The following is a 19,047-nucleotide window of genomic DNA, read 5'->3' on the forward strand; positions in this document are numbered from 1 at the left end:
TCGTCCGCCGCGCCCCTGCCCCGCAGGTCGTGGCGGTTTTTCCCTGCCCGTAACCAGGAATCGACGATGACCCGAGGCAAGCGCATCTACGTGCTGGATACCAACGTGCTGATGCACGATCCGACCGCGCTGTTCAAATTCGAGGAGCACGACGTCTACCTGCCGATGCAGGTGATCGAGGAACTGGACAACGGCAAGAAGGGCACCTCCGAGGCCAGCCGCAACGCGCGCCAGGTCAGCCGCTTCCTCAACGAGCTGATCGAGGCCTCCGGCATCGGCGGCATCGCCAAGGGCGTCCCGCTGGTGCTGCCGCAGGGACTGCAGTTGCGCGGCGCGCGCAGCGCCGGCCACCTGTACTTCCAGACCAGCCATTTCGAGGCCGGCAAGAGCTTCGGCGCGGTGATCCCGGACAACGCGATCCTCGGTGCGATCCTCGCGCTGAAGGAACAGACCCCGGACGTGCCGGTGGTGTTCGTCTCCAAGGACATCAACCTGCGGATCAAGGCGGCCATCGCCGGCATCGATTCGGAGGACTACGAGAACGACCGCGCGCTGGACGACTTCAGCCTGTTGTACACCGGCGCCTCGGCCCTGCCCGAGGATTTCTGGAAGAAGCATTCGGGCGACCTGCGCAGCTGGAGCGACAAGGGCCGCACCAGCTACGAGATCCGCGCCACCGACGACGAACAGTGGTTCCCCAACCAGTACGTCTACCTGCCGGGCGATGACGAGGTCGAACTCAAGGTCGCCAAGGTCGAGGCCGACGGCCGCATCACCCTGACCCTGGTGGATGACTTCCGCCACGGCGCGCATTCGGTGTGGGGCATCACCGCACGCAACCGCGAGCAGAATTTCGCGCTCAACGCGCTGATGGACCCGGAAATCGACTTCGTCACCCTGCTCGGCACCGCCGGCACCGGCAAGACCCTGCTGGCGCTGGCCGCCGGCCTGGCGCAGACCATGGATACCCAGCGCTACCGGGAAATCATCATGACCCGCGCCACGGTCAGCGTCGGCGAGGACATCGGCTTCCTGCCCGGCACCGAGGAAGAGAAGATGACGCCGTGGATGGGCGCGCTCACCGACAACCTGGAAGTGCTCACCCACAACCAGGAAGGCGGCGCCTGGGGCCGTGCGGCCACCAACGACCTGCTCGCCTCGCGCATCAAGATCCGCTCGCTGAACTTCATGCGCGGGCGCACCTTCCTGTCGCGCTACCTGATCCTGGACGAGGCGCAGAACCTCACCCCGAAGCAGATGAAGACGCTGATCACCCGCGCCGGCCCGGGCACCAAGATCGTCTGCCTGGGCAACGTCGAGCAGATCGATACGCCCTACCTGACCGAGACCACCTCGGGCCTGACCTACGCCGTGGACCGCTTCAAGAACTGGCCGCACAGCGCGCACATCACCCTGCGCCGGGGCGAACGCTCGCGGCTGGCCGACTACGCATCCGAAGTACTGTGACCTCGCCGACGCCACGCCCATCCCTCCCGACCGCCCATGCCCATGACCGCTCCCGAACTGGAATGCTGCAAATGCCACGCCCCGATGCACCCCGGCTACCTGCTGGAGGAAGGCCATGCCAACGAACGCTCGATCACGGCCTGGGTCGAAGGCCAGCCGCAGAAATCGTTCTGGATGGGCCTGAAGACGCCGCGTGAGAAACTGGCCACGCGCACCTACCGCTGCACGGGCTGTGGTTACCTTGAGAGCTACGCCCCCGCCCCCGCCGCCTGAAGCCCGCCATGCACTGCCCGGAGTCGCCGTGAAAGCCGCCCATTCCCTGCCCCTGCTCGCCACCTGCCTGCTCGCGCTGGCCGCCTGCACGCCGGCCAACGTGAAGCCCGGCGCGTCCGTACCAACGGCGATCAAGGCCGGGCAGTCGTGGGTGGTCACGCGCCCGATCGTCGCCGCGCAGGTGCTCGACACCTGCTCGCGCGACAGCCCGGCCAGGCAACCCGACGGCATCAGCGGCTACTGGGCGCCCAGCCGTGCGCAGATCGACGCGCTGGAAAGCCGCCTGCAGCAACTGCAGCCCACCATCGCCGAGCCCACCCGCTCGGGCCGCCAGTACGTGGGCTTCATCGCCGGCGGCCGGCAGCTGATCTACATCAACGCCTTCACCCTGCCGGACCACGACAAGACCAACCCGGCGCGCGAAGCGGTGCGCGTCTGCGACGGCGGCGCCGCCTTCTGGGGCGCGGTGTACGACCCGCAGACCGGCAGCTTCTCCGGGATCGCCACCAACGGCGGCTTCTGAGCGGGCCGGCCGTACCGTCAACGCCATGGGCATACAGCTCCCCCGTTGGGTATGGATCGGCGCGATCGCGCTGTCCTGCGTGGCCGGCATGGTCAACGTGGTCGGCTTCCTCGGCTTCGAACACCAGGCGGTCAGCCACCTCACCGGCACCACCAGCCAGCTCGGCATGGCGCTGGTGCAGCACGACTGGCGCAGCGTCGCGCACCTGTGGGGGATGCTGATCGCGTTCTCGCTGGGAGCGATGCTGAGCGGGCTCATCGTGCAGGACGGCACGTTGCGCCTGGGCCGTCGCTACGGCGTGGTGCTGACCATCGAATCGCTGTTGCTGCTGGTGGCGATCCCGCTGTTCAAGCAGCAGCAGATCTGGGGCGCGCTGGCCGCGGCCATGGCCTGCGGCCTGCAGAACGCCATGGTCACCACCTTCAGCGGCGCGGTGGTGCGCACCACCCATCTCAGCGGCATGTTCACCGACCTGGGCATCGGCCTGGGCCACCTGCTGCGCGGGCTGCCGCTGCAGATGCGACGGCTGACACTGAGCGGGCTGATCATCAGCGGCTTCCTGGCCGGCGGCGTCATCGGTGCCTGGCTGTTCCAGCGCTACGGCTACGACGCGCTGCTCGCACCGGCGCTGCTGACCGGTTGCACCGGTGCCACCTACATCATCTACCGGCTGTCCCAGCGCCTGTACACCGCCCCCTGACGGCAGCAGCAGGCCAAACACGGCACAATCGTGCCATGACGCCTTCCACACCCGTTTCCGCCCTGACCATCGCCGGCTCCGATTCGGGCGGCGGCGCCGGCATCCAGGCCGACCTCAAGGCCTTCGCCGCGCATCGCGTGCATGGCCTGTCCGCGATCGCCGCGCTGACCGCGCAGAACACCCGCGGTGTCATCGCCGTGCACGTGCCGCCGCTGGAATTCCTGCAGGCCCAGCTCGATGCCTGCTTCGACGATTTCGACATCCACGCGGTCAAGCTCGGCATGCTCGCCAACGCCGACGTCATCCACCTGGTCGCCGACGTACTGGAAACGCACCGCCCGCCGCAGGTGGTGCTGGACCCGGTGATGGTCGCCACCAGCGGCGCCCGCCTGCTGGAAGCCAGCGCGCTGCGCGCGCTGCGCGAGCGCCTGCTGCCCCTGGCCACGCTGCTCACCCCGAACACCCCCGAGGCCGAGCTGCTGCTCGGGCGCCGCATCGGCAATGCCACCGAAGCCGAAGACGCCGCCGCCGCGCTGCTCGGGCTCGGCGCCGGAGCGGTCCTGCTCAAGGGCGGGCACCTGGATGAAGGCCCGCGCGTGATCGACCGCTATTTCGATGGCGTCACCGGCGAGGAATTCAGCCACGCCCGGCTGCCGGTGGATGCGCACGGCACCGGCTGCACCCTGGCCGCGGCCATCGCCGCGCAGTTGTGCCGCGGGCTGTCGCTGCCCAATGCCTGCGGAGCCGCCATCGACTACGTTGCGCGCGGCCTGCGCAACGGCTACCAGCCGGGGCGCGGCGAGGTCATGGTGCTGGATCACTTCGGCGCGGCCGGCCCGGCATGAGCGCGCACTCCGTCCTCGACGTCGCGGCGGCGGACGGACACCGCTTCCAGCTGCTCGCCCACCTGCCATCGCAGCCCCGTGAGGCGGTGCTGTGGCTGCCCGCACTGGGCGTGGCCGCGCGCCATTACCTGCCGCTGGCCGACGCCCTGGCGGCGCGCGGCACCGCCGTGTTCGTGCATGAATGGCGTGGCAACGGCAGCAGCAGCCTGCGCGCCGGCAGGAACGGCGACTGGGGTTACCGCGAGCTGCTGCAGCATGACCTGCCCGCCGCCGAGGCAGCGGTCCGCTCGGCGCTGCCCGGCCTCGCGCTGCGGCTGGGCGGGCACAGCCTCGGCGGACAACTGGCGTGCTGCCATGCCGGCCTGCATCCGGACGCCTTCGCCGCGCTCTGGCTGGTCGCCAGCGGCACCCCGTGGTGGCAGGGCTTTCCCGCGCCGCGGCGCTGGCTGTTGCCATCGGCCTATCGCTTCCTGCCCTGGCTGGCGCAACGGCGCGGGGCGCTGCCCGGGCGCCGGCTCGGCTTCGGCGGCACCGAGGCACGCAGCCTGATCCACGACTGGGCCCGGGTCGGCCTCAGCGGGCACTACGCCGCGGCAGGGCTGGCGGTCGACCTGGATGCGGCGATGCATGCCCTCGCGCTGCCGGTGCAGGCGCTGCTGTTCGACGCCGACTGGCTCGCCCCGGCCGGCTCCATGCGCCACCTGTTGTCCAAGATGCCGGCCGCGCCGGCGACGCTGCGGATCCTGTCCGGCGACGAACTGGGCGCACCTGCCGACCACTTCAGCTGGATGAAATCGCCGGCCATCGTCGCCGATGCGCTGGCATCGGCATCGTTATAGGAAAATTTCACAAAAGCGTTGACGCATGCGCGTCATATCCGCATAATTCCGCTCCTGACGACGCGCCCGTAGCTCAGTTGGATAGAGTACCTGGCTACGAACCAGGCGGTCGGGAGTTCGAATCTCTCCGGGCGCGCCAGTTTGGAACACTGCACCAGCAGCGTTCCCCGTCAGAACAATAAAGGTAAAACGCGCCCGTAGCTCAGTTGGATAGAGTACCTGGCTACGAACCAGGCGGTCGGGAGTTCGAATCTCTCCGGGCGCGCCATTACACCGAACAGCAGGCTTTGCCTGCTGTTTTTTTTTGCGTTTCCAAACGCCACGACCGCGACCACGGGCCCGCCGCCTGCCCTCACCCCACCGCGCGCATCGCCGGCAGACAGGGCCGCGCCCGCAAGCACGCCTGGCGATTCCCCGGGGACCCGGCGCATGGACGAGCGTAAAAAAAAACGCCGGCTTGCGCCGGCGCTTTCATTCAACGCGAACCGCTGCCTTTCAGCTTTGCGGCGGCGCCACGGCCGGCTCCGCATCCCCGGACGCCACATCCTCGTCGGCATCGTCGCCCGACTGCAGCGAGGCATCCAGGCGTTCGACCGCCTGCAGCTTCTCGCCCTTGGACAGGCGGATCAGGGTCACGCCCTGGGTGTTGCGGCCCACGCGCGAGATTTCCGAACCGCGGGTACGCACCAGGGTGCCGCCATCGGAGATCAGCAGCACCTCGTCGCCCGTGCCCAGCAGCACCGCGCTGACCAGCTTGCCGTTGCGCTCGCTGGTCTGGATGCCGATCACACCCTGCGTGCCACGACCCTTGCGCGGGTAGTCGGCCAGCGGCGTGCGCTTGCCGTAGCCATTCTCGGTGGCGGTAAGGATGTACTGCACGCCCGCATCGTCGGCCGACTCGATGATCTCGCCGGCGTCGACCGGCATGTCCTCGGCACCGGTGTCGTCCTCGTTCTCGTCCTCGGCGCCACCGGCGCTTTCGGCCACGATCAGGCTGACCACTTCCTCGCCCTTGGCCATCTTGATGCCGCGCACGCCGGTGGCGGTCCGGCCCATCGACCGCACGCGGTCCTCGCCGAAGCGCACGGTCTTGCCGTTGGAGGCGAACAGCAGGATGTCGCGCTCGCCATCGGTCAGGCCGACGCCGACCAGCGCATCGCCCTCGTCGAGGTTGATGGCGATCTTGCCGCGCGCCAGGCGGAACGCGAATTCGCTCAGCGGGGTCTTCTTCACCGTGCCGTTGCGGGTGGCGAAGAACACGAAGTGGTTGTCGTCGTACTCGCGCACCGGCAGCACCGCCTGCACGCGCTCGCCGTTCTCCAGTGCGATCCAGTTGATGATCGGGCGCCCGCGCGCGTTGGAGCCGGCCTCCGGCAACTGGTACACCGGCAGCCAGAACACCTTGCCGGAACTGGTGAACGTCAGCAGCGTGTCATGGGTGTTGACCAGCCACAGCTGCTCGATCGAATCCTCGTCCTTGGTCGCCGCCGCGCTGCGGCCGCGGCCGCCGCGCTTCTGCGCGCGGTACGCCGATACCGGCTGGCGCTTGACGTAACCGGCGCGCGACAGCGTCACCACCACGTCCTCCGGCGCGATCAGGTCGAGGATGTCCAGGTCTTCCTCGCTGTGGCGGATCTCGGTACGGCGTTCGTCGCCGTACTCGGCGCGCACGCTCTCCAGCTCCTCGCGGATCACCTGCAGCAGCCGGTCGGGGTTTTCCAGGATGTGGATCAGCCCGGCGATCACGTCCAGCAGCTGCCTGTATTCCTCGGTGAGCTTGTCCTGCTCCAGCCCGGTGAGGCGGTGCAGGCGCATTTCCAGGATCTGGGTGGCCTGCACGTCGGACAGCTGGTAGCGGCCATCGACCAGGCCGATGCCGCGGGGCAGGTCCTCCGGACGCGAGGCCTCGGCCCCGGCGGCGCCCAGCAGCGCGCCGACCAGGCCCGGCTCCCACACCTTGGCCAGCATCCGCTCCTTGGCCTCGGCGGGGTTGGACGAGGTCTTGATCAGTTCGATCATCTCGTCGATGTTGGCCAGCGCGACGGTCAGGCCTTCCAGCACGTGCGCACGGGCGCGCGCCTTGCGCAGTTCGAAGATGGTGCGGCGGGTGACGACCTCGCGGCGGTGGCGGACGAACGCCTCCAGCATCTCCTTGAGGTTCAGCAGCTTCGGGCGGCCGTCGACCAGCGCCACCATGTTGATGCCGAACACCGACTCCATCTGGGTCTGCTGGTACAGGTTGTTCAGCACGACCTCGGCCGATTCGCCGCGCTTGACCTCGATGTAGATGCGCATGCCGTCCTTGTCGGACTCGTCGCGCAGCTCGCTGATGCCCTCGAGCTTCTTTTCCTTCACCAGCTCGGCGATCTTCTCGATCAGCCGCGCCTTGTTCACCTGGTAGGGAATCTCGGTGACGATGATCGACTCGCGGCCGTTGTCGGCCACTTCGATATCGGCCTTGGCGCGGATGCGGACGCGGCCACGGCCGGTGCGGTAGCCGGCGATGATGCCGGCGGTACCGTTGATGATGCCGGCGGTCGGGAAGTCAGGGCCGGGGATGTACTCCATCAACCCGTCCACGTCGATCGACGGGTTGTCGATCAGCGCGATGCAGGCATTGATGCTCTCGGTCAGGTTGTGCGGCGGGATGTTGGTGGCCATGCCCACCGCGATGCCGGCCGAGCCGTTGACCAGCAGGTTCGGGAAGCGCGTCGGCAGGACCGTCGGCTCCAGTTCCTTTTCGTCGTAGTTGGGCTGGAAATCGACGGTTTCCTTGTCGATGTCGGCCAGCATCTCGTGGCTGATCCGCGACAGGCGCGATTCGGTGTAACGCATCGCCGCCGGGCTGTCGCCATCGACCGAACCGAAATTGCCCTGGCCGTCGATCTGCATGTAGCGCAGCGAGAACGGCTGCGCCATGCGCACCAGCGTGTCGTAGACCGCGCTGTCGCCGTGCGGGTGGTACTTGCCGATGACGTCACCGACGATACGCGCCGACTTGTAATACGGCTTGTTGGCGTGCGCGCCAAGCTCCTGCATCGCGTAGAGGACGCGGCGATGGACCGGCTTGAGGCCGTCGCGGGCGTCGGGGAGCGCGCGCCCCACGATCACGCTCATGGCGTAATCGAGGTAGCTCTTGCGCATCTCGTCTTCCAGGTTGACCTGGATGATTTCCTTGGCGGTTTCTGCCATTCGGATTCCGTATTCTGGTAGCGGTCCGGAGCAGCGCCGACGGCCTTTGTGGGCGGTCCCGGCACAAGCCCGATTCAAGTCGCCGAGTTTACCACACGGCGCCGTCTGCCGCCTCGGGAAGCAGCACTTTTAACGGAGCAAATCAGGGACTTAGCCGCTGTCCGCGGGGGTGGGCGGCGGTTTCCACGAACCGCCGCGCAGATACCGCCGCCGGTACCGGGCCCGGGCCCGGGTTCAGCCGCCGAAAGCCGCCCGCATGGCCGCGACGTCCGGGTCCAGGATCACGCCCTTTTCGGTCACGATGGCGTCGATCAGGCTGCCCGGAGTCACGTCGAACACCGGGTTCCAGGCCTGGATGCCCTCGGCCACGGTGCGCACGCCACCGACGCCGAACAGTTCACCCGGATCGCGCTGCTCGATCTCGATCGCGTCGCCATGCGCGGTGCCCATGTCCACGGTCGAGGACGGCGCCACCACCATGAACTTCACGCCGTGGTGGCGCGCGGCGATGGCCAGCTGGTAGGTGCCGATCTTGTTGGCGGTATCGCCGTTGGCGCAGATGCGGTCGGCGCCGACCACCACCCACTGCACCGCACCGGTCTTCATCAGGTGCGATGCCGCCGAGTCGGCGACCAGGGTCGCGTCGATGCCATCCTGCTGCAGTTCCCATACGGTCAGGCGCGCGCCCTGCAGCCACGGCCGGGTTTCGCCGGCGAACACCCGGGCGATGCGCCCCTGGGCGACGCCGGCACGGATCACGCCCAGCGCGGTGCCGAAACCGGCGGTGGCCAGCGAGCCGGTGTTGCAGTGGGTCAGCACGCCGCTGCCCGGCGCGATCAGGCCCGCGCCCCGCTCGCCCATGTGGCGGTTGGCAGCGAGATCCTCGTCGGCAATGGCCTGCGCTTCCAGCGCCAGCACCTGCTTCCAGTCGCTGCCGGCGGCGGCCAGAACACCGCGCATGCGCGCCAGCGCCCAGGCCAGGTTGACCGCGGTCGGGCGCGCGGCATTGAGCCGCGCCATCGCCGGTTCCAGTGCCTGCAGCGCGGCGGCGCCGTCGCCGGCATCGAGCCCCCGCGCGGCCAGCACCACGCCCCAGGCCGCGGCGATGCCGATCGCCGGCGCACCGCGCACGGTGAGCGCATGGATGGCCGCGGCGACCGCGTCGCTGTCGCTGCACAGCACGTGCTCGACGACGAACGGCAGCTTGCGCTGGTCCAGCAGTTCCAGTGCGTCGCCGGTCCAGCGGATCGGGCGGATATGGTCGTAACGGGCGTAATCGATGGCGTGGTTGTCGTTCATCGCGCCATTGTACGGGGCCGCCGTCAGTCGGCGGAAAACTCGGCGCGGCAGCCCTTGTCCACCCAGACGCCGGCACGGTCCCAGCCCCAGCTGCGCCCTTCCTCGCAGGGCGCATTGGACAGCTGCCGGACCAGCGTGACCTTGCGCTCGACGCTGACCCCGCACTCCCGGCGCATCTCGCTCTTGGATTCGCAGATGACATGGCGCGGGACGTCCACGAAACCGGAGCCGTCCTCGGCGCCCACTTCGAACTGCCCCTGGCAGCCGCGGCTCACCCAGATCTCGTTGCGCCCGTATCCCCAGGTGCGCCCCTCGCGGCAGGGCAGCAGCGACTGCTGGCGGATCAGGCGTACCGGCGCGCCGCGCAGCAGTACCGGGCAGGTCACGGTGCGGCCCTTGGATTCGCAGCGCACCATGCGCCGCACCAGGCGCTGCCCGGGCGCAGGCTGCTCGGGAGCGAACTCGGCGCGGCAGCCGCGGCTGACCCAGATGCCCTGCTCGTCCATGCCCCAGCTGGTCTCGCGGATGCAGCTCTGGGTGGAAAGCTGGCGCACCAGCTGCACGCCGCGCGAGACGTCCATCGCGCAGCGCTGGCGCGTACCCTCGTCCGATTCGCAACGCACCACCGGGGTCTCCGCCGGCGTCGCGCCGTCCTGCCCCGCCAAGGCCGGCATCGGCAACAGCCACAGCGTTGGCAACAGGCCGCACACACCTTTCATCAGACCTTCCCACCCTGCAATCCGATGGACGCCGCCGGCACAGACGCTGCGTCCGCAGGCATGATCAGAGCATCATCGGCGGTGCGCAGGCAATACATGCGTGCGCGGCATGCCGCGCGGGCAGCGGTGCACGGGCAGCGATCGCCGCCCGTTTCATGGGCCCGCCGGTGCGGGAAAGGCGCTCAGGCGTTGGCGAAATCGAAGGCCAGCACGTCGGCGATGCGGCCGGTCCCGGCCAGCGCCATCAACAGCCGGTCCACGCCCACCGCCACGCCGGCGCAGCGCGGCAACGCCGGCAATGCCGCCAGGAACGGCTCGTCCAGCGGCGGCAGCGCGTCACCGCGCGCGGCACGCACCGCCAGGTCGCGCTGGAAGCGCTGGCGCTGTTCCACCGCATCGTTCAGCTCGTGGTAGCCGTTGGCCAGTTCCACCGCGCCCAGATAGAGCTCGAAACGCTCGGCCAGCGGCGGCTGGCCCGGGCGGATGCGCGCCAGCGCGGCCTGCGTGGCCGGCCAGTCATGGATCACGGTGATGCGGTCGACGGGGAAGTGCGGCTGGATGCGGTGGGTCATCAGCAGGTCGAGCCAGTCGTCGCGGGTGAGGCCGTCGGCAGTGATGCCGACGCCGGCCAGTGGCGCACGCAGCTGCGCCTCGTCGGCGCTGAATGGATCCACGCCCAGCGTGCCGACGAACAGCTCGCGGTAGGTCATTACCTGCAGCGCCGCCTCGCGCCCGACCATCGCCAGCGCCGCACGCACCAGTTCCACCGTCTCCTCGATCAGGCGATGGTGATCCCAGCCGACGCGGTACCACTCGAGCATGGTGAACTCGGGGTTGTGGCGGCCGCCGGCCTCGCCGTTGCGGAACACCCGGCCGAGCTCGTAGCAGTCGCCGACGCCGGCGGCGAGCAGCCGCTTGAGCGGATACTCCGGCGAGGTGCGCAGCCAGCGCACCGCCGAACCCGCATCGACATGGCCGCTGAAGCGGGTCTGGAAACCCTCGATGTTGGGCTCGGTGTTGCCGGCCGCGGACAGGATCGGCGTTTCCACTTCCAGCACCTCGCGGCGCGCGAAGAAATCGCGGATCAGCGCGTTCAGGCGCGCGCGCCGGCGCAGCGCCTCGATCACGGATGCAGGCCCGCCGGCGACACCGCCAGCGGCAGGGTCAGGATGTCGCGCTCGTCGTCGCGGTAGCCGGCCGACAGGTACAGCGCCTTGGCCCTGGCATTGTGGTGGTTCACTTCCAGCCGCATCACGCTGGCGCCCTCGACGATCGCCCAGTCGCGCGCCAGCGCCAGCGCCTGCCGCCCCCAGCCGCGGCCACGCGCGGCAGGGGCCAGGTACAGTTCGTCGAGCAGCACGAAGCGACCGCCCTGCTCCACGCTGAAGCACCAGCCCAGGGTGATGTAGCCGGCCTCGGCCACATCGTCGCCCTCCAGCAGCAGGGCCGCGCCGCAGGCCGGCTCGGCCAGCAGCGTACGCAGGCCGGGCTCGACCAGCGCCGCGTCGTAGGCGATCTGGTCCTCGGCATAGAACGCGCGCACCATGGCGAGCAGGTGCGGGAAATCCTCGGGCGTGGCGAGGCGGAAACGCAGGTTCATGGGTGTTGTCCGTGTTCGGTGAGGAAGGCGAGCAGGCGCGGTTCATCCCACACCTCCACGCCCAGTTCGGTGGCCTTGTCCAGTTTGGAGCCGGCCTCGCTGCCGGCAACCACGAAGGCGGTCTTCTTCGAAACGCTGCCGGCGACCTTGGCGCCCAGCGCTTCCAGCCGCGCCTTGGCGGCGTCGCGGGTCAGCGCCGACAGCGTGCCGGTCAGCACCACGGTCTGGCCGTCCAGCGGCCCGGCCGGCTGCGCGGCCGCCACCGGGGCCAGTTCCAGCAGGCGCTGCATCTGCGCCTCGCCCCTGAGCAGCAATTGCCCGTGGTTGTCGCTGTCCAGCCACTGCGCCAGGCCGTGCGCGGTGTCCTCTGGCAGGCCGGCGGCAAGCAGGTGCTGCGGCTCGGCGTCCAGGATCTGCTGCGCCGACGGCAGCGCCGCCACCAGTTTCTCCGCGCGCAGCCGGGTGATGCCCGGAATCTCGGCTTCGACCAGCAGTTGCGCCAGGTCCAGCCCTTCGCGCAGCCGCGGCGACGGCGGGTGGACGTCGCCGATGCGTACCCGCCCGACCTGCAGCAGCGCGTCGATCGCCTGCTGGTTGCCTTCCTGCTCGAAGAAATGACCCAACGAGCGCGCCACCTCGCCGCCGATATCGGGCACGCGCTTGAACAGCGGCCACGGCAGCTGGCGGATCAGTTCCAGGTCGCCGAACCACTGCGCCAGCGCCTTGGCGGTGCTCTCGCCGACATGCTCGATGCCCAGCGCGAACAGCAGCCGCTCCAGCGTGGTGGTGCGGCTGGCGTCGATGGCCGCGATCAGGTTGTCGGCCCAGCGGGTGGCGATCTTCTTCGGGTTCCACTCGAAGCGTGCCGGCAACGCCAGCGCCTGCGCGCGCCATCGCGGATCGTTGCCGTCCAGGCGCAGCAGCGCCTTGAGCCATTCACCGCTGCCCCCGGCCGGCAGGTGCGGGGCGATGCCGCTGGCCAGCGCCGAGGGATCGGCCGCGTCCAGCGCCAGCTTGAGCAGCAGCAGGGTGTCGCGCTGCAGCCGGTACAGATCGGCCACGCCGCGCACGATGCCGGCGTCGACCAGGATTTCGATGTACCTGTCGCCGAGCCCGTCGATGTCCATCGCGCGGCGCGAGGCGAAATGGGCGATGGCCTCCTTGCGCTGCGCCGGGCAGCTCAGCTCGCCCGAGCAGCGCCACACCGCCGCACCCTCCTCGCGCACGATCTCGGCACCGCATACCGGGCACGCCGGCGGCATCGTCCACGGCAGTGCGCCGGGCGGGCGGCGCCCGGGGATGACGCTCACCACTTCGGGGATCACGTCGCCGGCGCGGCGCACGATGACGCTGTCGCCCACGCGCACGTCCAGGCGCGCGATCTGGTCGGCGTTGTGCAGGGTGGCGTTGGTGACGGTCACCCCGGCCACCTGCACCGGCTGCAGGCGCGCCACCGGCGTGGCCGCGCCGGTGCGGCCGATCTGGATCTCGATCGCCTCGACCGTGGTGGTCTGCTCCTGCGCCGGGAACTTGTGGGCGATGGCCCAGCGCGGCGCGCGGGCGACGAAGCCCATCTCGCGCTGCCCGTCGCGGTCGTCGAGCTTGTAGACCACGCCGTCGATGTCGAACGCCAGCCCGTCGCGGCGCGCGCCGATGTCGCGGTAGTAGTCGAGCAGGCCATCGACACCCTCGACCACCCGGCACAGTTCGCTCACCGGGAACCCCCACTGCGCCAGCCGTGCCAGCGTCGCCGAATGGGTGGGCGGCAGCTGGCCGCCGTCGACCTCGCCGGTGCCATAGGCATAGAAGCTCAGCGGACGCTGCGCGCTGACCTTCGGGTCGAGCTGGCGCAGCGAGCCGGCGGCGCCGTTGCGCGGATTGGCCAGCACCTTGCCGCCGTGCAGGCGCGCCTGCTCGTTGTACTTCTCGAAATCGGCGCGCGGCATGTACACCTCGCCGCGCACTTCCAGCACCGCCGGCCAGCCCGCGCCTTCGAGCCGGGCCGGGATCACCTTGATCTGGCGCAGGTTGGCGGTGACGTCCTCGCCGCGGCTGCCGTCGCCGCGGGTCGCGCCCTGCACGAACACGCCGTCCTCGTAGCGCAGGCTGATCGCCAGCCCATCGAGCTTGGGCTCGGCCGAAAACACCAGCGTGCGGCGCTGCAGGCGCTCGTCGATGCGGCGCACGAAGTCGCGCACTTCCTCGTTGCTGAAGGCATTGCCCAGCGACAGCATCGGCACCGCGTGCACCACCTCGGGAAACCGCGACGACGGCCTGCCGCCGATCTGGTGGCTGGGCGAATCGTCGCTGTCCAGCTGCGGATGGGCCGCCTCCAGCGCTTCGAGTTCGCGCAGCAGCCGGTCGTAGTCGGCATCGGGAATCAGCTGCTCGTCATGCTCGTGGTAGGCCTGTGCGGCCGTGGCCAGCTGCTGGCGGAGTTCGGCGATGCGGCGGCGGGCGGTGGCTTCGGAAGTCATGCCCGGATTTTACCCGCGCACGCGTGTACGCAACGCGTGTGGCCGCCCGCGCAAACAGCAAAGGGCGCCGCACGCGACGCCCCTTGCCGTGGCTACCGCACCGCGCTCACCAGCGCGGCGGCTTGGTCAGCGGTGGCGCCTGGTGCTGGCGGTCGTAGGCCCGCAGTTCGTCGCGGATGTGGGCGATGCGCTGGCGCCCCAGCGCGTTGCGGCTGTCGTCCAGGACCACGCCGTCGAGCAGCTCGGCCATGCGCTGCACGGTGGGCAGCATCTTCTCCCAGGCATCGAGCGCGGTCATCGGCGCCGGCAGGGTCAGGAAGAAGGCGATGGCCGGGGTTTCCATCTCGCGGATGTGGGCCATGTCGAAACTGCCCGGCTTCATGATGCTGGCCATGCTGAAGATCGGCCCGCGCTCGGGATGGCCTTCGACCATGCGGTGGAACACGTTCATGTAGCCGAACACCAGCCCGGTCTTCTCCGCGGCGACCACGATGTCCTCGCCGCGCAGCGACAACCCGGCGCGTGCGGCCACGTACAGCGAGACGATCTTGTCGAAATCCTGGGTGGCGCGCTTGCCCAGTTCGCTGCCTGGCGCTTCCACGTCCGGCAACCCCAGTTCCTGCTGGGCTGCCACCTCGCCCGCCTCGGCCCCGGCGACGCCCTCGCCCGCCTCCTCGCCCGCGCCCAGCACCGGCTCGCGCCGTGGCCGCTCGCCGCTCTCGGCCGGCTCGCGGCGCTTGCCCTGCGCCGGCTTCCGGGGCCGTCCGAACAGGAGAATCGCCGCGATCAGCAGCAGTCCGGCGGCAAGGATGCCGATACGCAACAGTGCCGTGTCGGACATTCGATAGGTTCTCCGGCTGGTTCGTTCAGGTAACTAGAATGGCACGTCAGGCCGCGCCCGCCAAACGCGCCGCCTCTTCCAGGTCCACGCTGACCAGGCGGCTGACGCCCGGCTCGCGCATGGTGACTCCGGAGAGCTGGTGCGCGGCCTCCATCGTCGCCTTGTTGTGGCTGACGAACAGGAACTGCACTTTCTCGCTCATTTCCTTGACCATGTTGGCCAGGCGGCCGACGTTGGCCTCGTCCAGCGGCGCGTCCACCTCGTCGAGCAGGCAGAACGGCGCCGGGTTGAGCTGGAAGATGGCGAACACCAGCGCCACCGCGGTCATCGCCTTCTCGCCGCCGGACAGCAGCGAGATGCTCGATACGCGCTTGCCGGGCGGGCGCGCCATGATGGTCACGCCGGTATCGAGCAGGTCCTCGCCGGTCAGCTCAAGGTAGGCATGGCCGCCACCGAACAGGCGCGGATACAGCGCCTGGACACCGGCGTTGACGCGGTCGAAGGTGTCCTTGAAGCGGCCGCGGGTCTCGCGGTCGATCTTGCGGATCGCCTCTTCCAGCGTTTCCAGCGCGGTGGTCAGGTCCACGTTCTGCGATTCCAGGTATTCCGAACGCTGCGAGGCCTCGCCGTATTCGTGGATGGCGGCGAGGTTGACCGGCTCCAGCCGGCGCATGCGCGCATCGATCTGCTGCACCGCCTGCTCCCATTCGCCGATGCGCGCGTCCTCCGGCAGGGTATTGACCACGTCCTCCAGCACGAAGCCGGCCTTCTCCACGGCCGCCTGCAGCTGTTCGGCGCTGAGCACCAGCGCCTGCTGGTCGAGCCTGCGCTGGGAAATGCGCTCGCGCTGCGCCAGGGCCTGCTCGTCGCGCTGGTGGCGGGTCTGCTCCAGCGTGCGCAGTTCGGCATCGATGCCATCCAGATGCGCGCGCGCCTCGGCCAGCACCCGGTCCACGCGCACGCGCTCGGCCAGGGCGTTCTGGTGTTCGGCCTCCAGCGCCTGCACCGGCGTGTCGCCCTGGTCCAGCTGCGAATGCAGCTCGCCCAGGCGCGAATCCAGCTGCCCGCGCTGGGTGCTCATGCGCTCCAGCGACTGCGACAGCGAGGCGATCTGCGCGCGTTGCGACTCCAGCGTGAGCGCCAGCGCATGCATGCTGTCGCGCACGTTGCGCGCCGCGTCGCGGGCCAGGTCGCGGGCCTCGGTCAGCTGGCGGCGCTCGCCCTCCAGCGCCTGCCGCGTGGTCTCCAGGTCGCCCATGCTGGAAACGGCGTCCTCCAGGCGCACGCGGGCCTCGCCGGCCTGTTCGCGGCTGGCGTCCAGCGCTTCCAGCAACTGCGCAAGCTCGGCCTCGATGCGCTCGATGCGCGTACGCGCCGATTCCAGCCGGCCACGCTGGCTCTGCACCTGCCCGGCCAGCTCGGACACGCTGCGATGCGCCTGGTACAGCGCCCGCTGCGCTTCCTCGCGCTGCTGCTCGGCCGCCAGCAACTGTTCGCGGAACGCGCCGAGCTGGCGTTCGAGCTCGCCCTCGCGCTCCTGCAGTTCCTCGATCTGCCCGCGCAGGGTGACGATCTCGCGCTCGCGCAGCAGCGCGCCCTGCTTGGCCGCCCCCTGCCGCGACACCCGCACCCAGCCCTCGCCCAGGCGCTCGCCGTTGCGGGTGATGACCGAATCGCCGTCGTCCAGCCGTTGCTGCAGCTCGCGTGCGGCGGCCAGGTCCGGCGCGCCATGCAGGCGCGCCAGCAGCCGGCGGATCGCCAGCGGGCCCTGCACGCGCGCGGCCAGCGAGGTCGGTGCGAAGTCGGCGCTGCCCTCGGCGCCGGACACCAGCGCGATGCGGCCTTCGCCCAGTTCGCCCAGCGCATCGACCAGCGCTTCGGGGGCCTCGACCAGCACGCCCTCGATCAGCTGGCCCAGTGCGCTTTCCACCGCGTTTTCCCAGCCGCTTTCGACGCTGATGCGTTCGCCTACGCGTGCGGCCGAATCGAGCCCGTGCGCCTTCAGCCAGGCCACCGCGGCGCCCTGCTCCTGGCCCAGCGCGGCCTGCTGCAGGGTTTCCAGCGAGGACAGGCGGCCGCGCGCGGCCTGTGCCTGCTTGCGTACTTCGGCCAGTTCGGTCTGGCTGGCGCGCTGCCGTTCCTGCAGCGTCGCCGCGCCCTCCTTGCGCAGTTCCACCTGCTCGTTCAGCTCGTCCAGCACCGCGGCCTGCGATTCGTGCTGCAGCTGCAGCTGCTCGAACGCCTCGGCCAGGGCCTCGACGTCGAGCCCGGCGCGCTCGGCCGCCAGCGCCTCGCGGCGGCGGTCGGCCTCCAGGATCTGCCGGTCGAGATAATCGACGCGGGTGCGCTCCACCTCGCCCGAGCGCGTGGCTTCGGAGGTGTTGCGGTTGTGCGCTTCCCAGCGCTGCTGCCAGTCGTGCAGCGCGGCCTCGGCCTCGCGCAGCCCTTCCTGGCGGAATTCGTTTTCTTCCTGCAGCTGTTCCAGCTGCGGTTCGGCGTTCTCCACCGCCTCGCGCAGCACCATCAGCCGCGCTTCGTCGCCACTGATGTGCTGGCCCAGCTCGGCCAGGGCCTGGCGGGTCTCGTCGCGCGCCTTGTGCAGGCGCTGCGCCATCTCGCGCTGGTGCTGGATCTGCTGTTCAAGCCGCGCCAGGGTGCTGCCGACCTGGTAGACATCGGCCTGTGCGCGGGACAGCGTTTCGGCGGCTTCCTCGCGGCGCACGCGCCCGGTTTCGATGCGGCTCTCGGCCTCGCGCTGCTCGGCCACCAGCTGCTGCAGCCGGGTTTCCTCGCGTGCCAGCGCTTCGCGCAGGCCGCCCAGGCGCGCGTCCAGCCCGCGGTACTCCAGCGCCTTCCATTCGGCATCCTTGACCCGGCGCTCTTCCTGCAGCGCCTGGTACTGCTCGGCCTGGCGCGCCTGCCGGCGCAGGTGTTCGAGCTGCTTGCCGATCTCCTCGCGCAGGTCGTTCAGGCGATCCAGGTTCTCGCGGGTGTGGCGGATGCGGGTCTCGGTCTCCTTGCGGCGCTCCTTGTACTTGGAGATGCCGGCGGCCTCTTCCAGGTAGACGCGCAGGTCTTCCGGGCGCGCCTCGATGATCTGGCTGATCATGCCCTGCTCGATGATCGAGTAGCTGCGCGGGCCCAGCCCGGTGCCGAGGAACAGGTCGGTGATGTCGCGGCGCCGGCACTTGGTGCCGTTGAGGTAGTAGTTGCTGCTGCCGTCGCGGCTGACCGTGCGCTTGACCGAGATCTCGTTGAACGAGGCGTACTCGCCGGCAATGGTGTGGTCGGTGTTGTCGAAGATCAGCTCGACCGTGGCCTGCGACACCGGCTTGCGCCCGGCCGAACCGGAGAAGATCACGTCGGTCAGCGAGTCGCCGCGCAGGCGGCTGGCCGAGCTCTCACCCATCACCCAGCGCACCGCATCGATGATGTTGGACTTGCCGCAGCCGTTGGGCCCGACCACGCCGGTCATGTTGGTCGGCAGGTGCAGCGTCGTGGGATCGACGAACGACTTGAAACCGGAGAGCTTGATCGTGGATAGACGCATGGGGCAGGCAAGGTTCCAGTGCCGGGCCGGGGGCGGCACCGTGGGTTCTGCGGGGGATCAGGGCTTGGGAACAGCAGTCTGCGGGGAGTATAAGCCCCTCTTCCGCCGTGGCGCGGGGGTGCGCGGCGGCGGGCCGCCGGGGCCCGGGGAGGGGCAAAAAGAACGGGCGCCTTGCGGCGCCCGTTCCAGGTACAGCTTGAACCGCAGGGATCAGGCGTCGGCTTCGACGATGACCTTGACGGTGACTTCCACGTCGGCGTGCAGCTTGATCAGGACGTCGTACTCGCCGACGGCACGGAAAGCGCCCTCGCCGAGGATGACTTCGCTCTTCTCCAGCGGCAGGCCGGCAGCGGTGAAGGCTTCGGCGATGTCGCGCGGGCCGACCGAGCCGTACAGCTTGCCTTCGGTCGAGGCGTGGGCACCGATGGTGACGCTGGCGTCGGCGAACTTGGCGGCGCGGGCTTCGGCATCGTCATGCGACGCCTTGGCCTTGGCCTCGTACTCGGCGCGCTTGGCCTCGAAGGCGGCAACGTTGGCTTCGGTGGCCGGCACGGCCTTGCCGTGCGGCACCAGGAAGTTGCGGCCGTAGCCCGGCTTCACGTCGACCAGGTCACCCAGGTTGCCCAGGTTGGTCACCTTCTGCAGCAGAATCAGCTTCATTTTCTTGCTCCGTTATTCGTTAGCGATGTCCCGCGAGGGACACCGCAACGCTTGCTGTCCGA

At 69.7% G+C, this 19,047-nt stretch carries 15 protein-coding genes and 2 tRNA genes; 8 read left to right on the plus strand and 9 right to left on the minus strand.

The window, feature by feature from the left end:
• Nucleotides 1-66 precede the first annotated feature (66 nt).
• From ABB33_RS07895 to ABB33_RS07930, 8 genes are all read left to right on the plus strand, one after another.
• Entirely contained in the window at nt 67-1,467 is a 1,401-nt protein-coding gene (locus ABB33_RS07895; protein ID WP_056931768.1) for a PhoH family protein, read from the plus strand.
• A gap of 42 nt (nt 1,468-1,509) precedes the next feature.
• A complete protein-coding gene (locus tag ABB33_RS07900; RefSeq protein WP_054666439.1) occupies nt 1,510-1,740 on the plus strand; it encodes a hypothetical protein in 231 nt (76 codons plus the stop codon).
• 28 nt (nt 1,741-1,768) lie between these two features.
• Nucleotides 1,769-2,263 carry a hypothetical protein gene (locus tag ABB33_RS07905; RefSeq protein ID WP_056931769.1) on the plus strand — a complete coding sequence of 165 codons (495 nt, stop codon included), beginning with the start codon at nt 1,769-1,771 and terminating at the stop codon, nt 2,261-2,263.
• A gap of 25 nt (nt 2,264-2,288) precedes the next feature.
• Nucleotides 2,289-2,963, plus strand: coding sequence for a YoaK family protein (locus tag ABB33_RS07910; RefSeq protein WP_054666444.1), 675 nt, complete (start codon nt 2,289-2,291; stop codon nt 2,961-2,963).
• 35 nt (nt 2,964-2,998) lie between these two features.
• The gene (gene thiD / locus ABB33_RS07915) at nt 2,999-3,808 is read left to right on the plus strand and encodes a bifunctional hydroxymethylpyrimidine kinase/phosphomethylpyrimidine kinase (protein ID WP_056931770.1); all 810 of its coding nucleotides are present in this window, start codon (nt 2,999-3,001) and stop codon (nt 3,806-3,808) included.
• Entirely contained in the window at nt 3,805-4,647 is an 843-nt protein-coding gene (locus tag ABB33_RS07920) for an alpha/beta hydrolase family protein (RefSeq protein ID WP_056931771.1), read from the plus strand. The genes thiD and ABB33_RS07920 overlap by 4 nt, the downstream gene beginning before the upstream one ends.
• A gap of 62 nt (nt 4,648-4,709) precedes the next feature.
• A tRNA-Arg gene (locus ABB33_RS07925) sits at nt 4,710-4,786 on the plus strand.
• A gap of 52 nt (nt 4,787-4,838) precedes the next feature.
• A tRNA-Arg gene (locus ABB33_RS07930) sits at nt 4,839-4,915 on the plus strand.
• A gap of 227 nt (nt 4,916-5,142) precedes the next feature.
• Here the strand turns inward: ABB33_RS07930 and gyrA are convergent.
• The 9 genes from gyrA to rplI form a co-directional block, all read right to left on the minus strand.
• Nucleotides 5,143-7,839: a DNA gyrase subunit A gene (gene gyrA, locus ABB33_RS07935; RefSeq protein WP_054666451.1), complete on the minus strand. Its 2,697-nt coding sequence runs from the start codon at nt 7,837-7,839 to the stop codon at nt 5,143-5,145.
• Between the two features lie 234 nt (nt 7,840-8,073).
• Nucleotides 8,074-9,138 (minus strand): S-methyl-5-thioribose-1-phosphate isomerase, encoded by a 1,065-nt coding sequence (mtnA, locus tag ABB33_RS07940; RefSeq protein WP_056931772.1) that lies wholly within the window; start codon nt 9,136-9,138, stop codon nt 8,074-8,076.
• Nucleotides 9,139-9,161: 23 nt separating this feature from the next.
• The gene (locus ABB33_RS07945; RefSeq protein WP_056931773.1) at nt 9,162-9,857 is read right to left on the minus strand and encodes a DUF3011 domain-containing protein; all 696 of its coding nucleotides are present in this window, start codon (nt 9,855-9,857) and stop codon (nt 9,162-9,164) included.
• Nucleotides 9,858-10,039: 182 nt separating this feature from the next.
• Entirely contained in the window at nt 10,040-10,984 is a 945-nt protein-coding gene (gene epmA / locus ABB33_RS07950; RefSeq protein ID WP_056931774.1) for an EF-P lysine aminoacylase EpmA, read from the minus strand.
• A complete protein-coding gene (locus tag ABB33_RS07955; RefSeq protein ID WP_054666461.1) occupies nt 10,981-11,457 on the minus strand; it encodes a GNAT family N-acetyltransferase in 477 nt (158 codons plus the stop codon). Before ABB33_RS07955 ends, epmA begins: the two co-directional genes overlap by 4 nt.
• Nucleotides 11,454-13,934, minus strand: coding sequence for an NAD-dependent DNA ligase LigA (gene ligA / locus ABB33_RS07960; RefSeq protein ID WP_056931775.1), 2,481 nt, complete (start codon nt 13,932-13,934; stop codon nt 11,454-11,456). The genes ABB33_RS07955 and ligA overlap by 4 nt, the downstream gene beginning before the upstream one ends.
• Before the next feature lie 106 nt (nt 13,935-14,040).
• On the minus strand, nt 14,041-14,775 hold the full coding sequence (gene zipA, locus ABB33_RS07965; RefSeq protein ID WP_056931776.1) for a cell division protein ZipA: 735 nt from the start codon (nt 14,773-14,775) through the stop codon (nt 14,041-14,043).
• Between the two features lie 46 nt (nt 14,776-14,821).
• The gene (smc, locus tag ABB33_RS07970) at nt 14,822-18,325 is read right to left on the minus strand and encodes a chromosome segregation protein SMC (protein ID WP_056931777.1); all 3,504 of its coding nucleotides are present in this window, start codon (nt 18,323-18,325) and stop codon (nt 14,822-14,824) included.
• Between the two features lie 210 nt (nt 18,326-18,535).
• Nucleotides 18,536-18,985, minus strand: a complete 450-nt coding sequence (gene rplI / locus ABB33_RS07975; RefSeq protein ID WP_054666472.1) for a 50S ribosomal protein L9 — start codon at nt 18,983-18,985, stop codon at nt 18,536-18,538.
• Nucleotides 18,986-19,047 lie beyond the last annotated feature (62 nt).

It is taken from the genome of Stenotrophomonas acidaminiphila, from assembly GCF_001431595.1.
Lineage (GTDB): Bacteria > Pseudomonadota > Gammaproteobacteria > Xanthomonadales > Xanthomonadaceae > Stenotrophomonas > Stenotrophomonas acidaminiphila.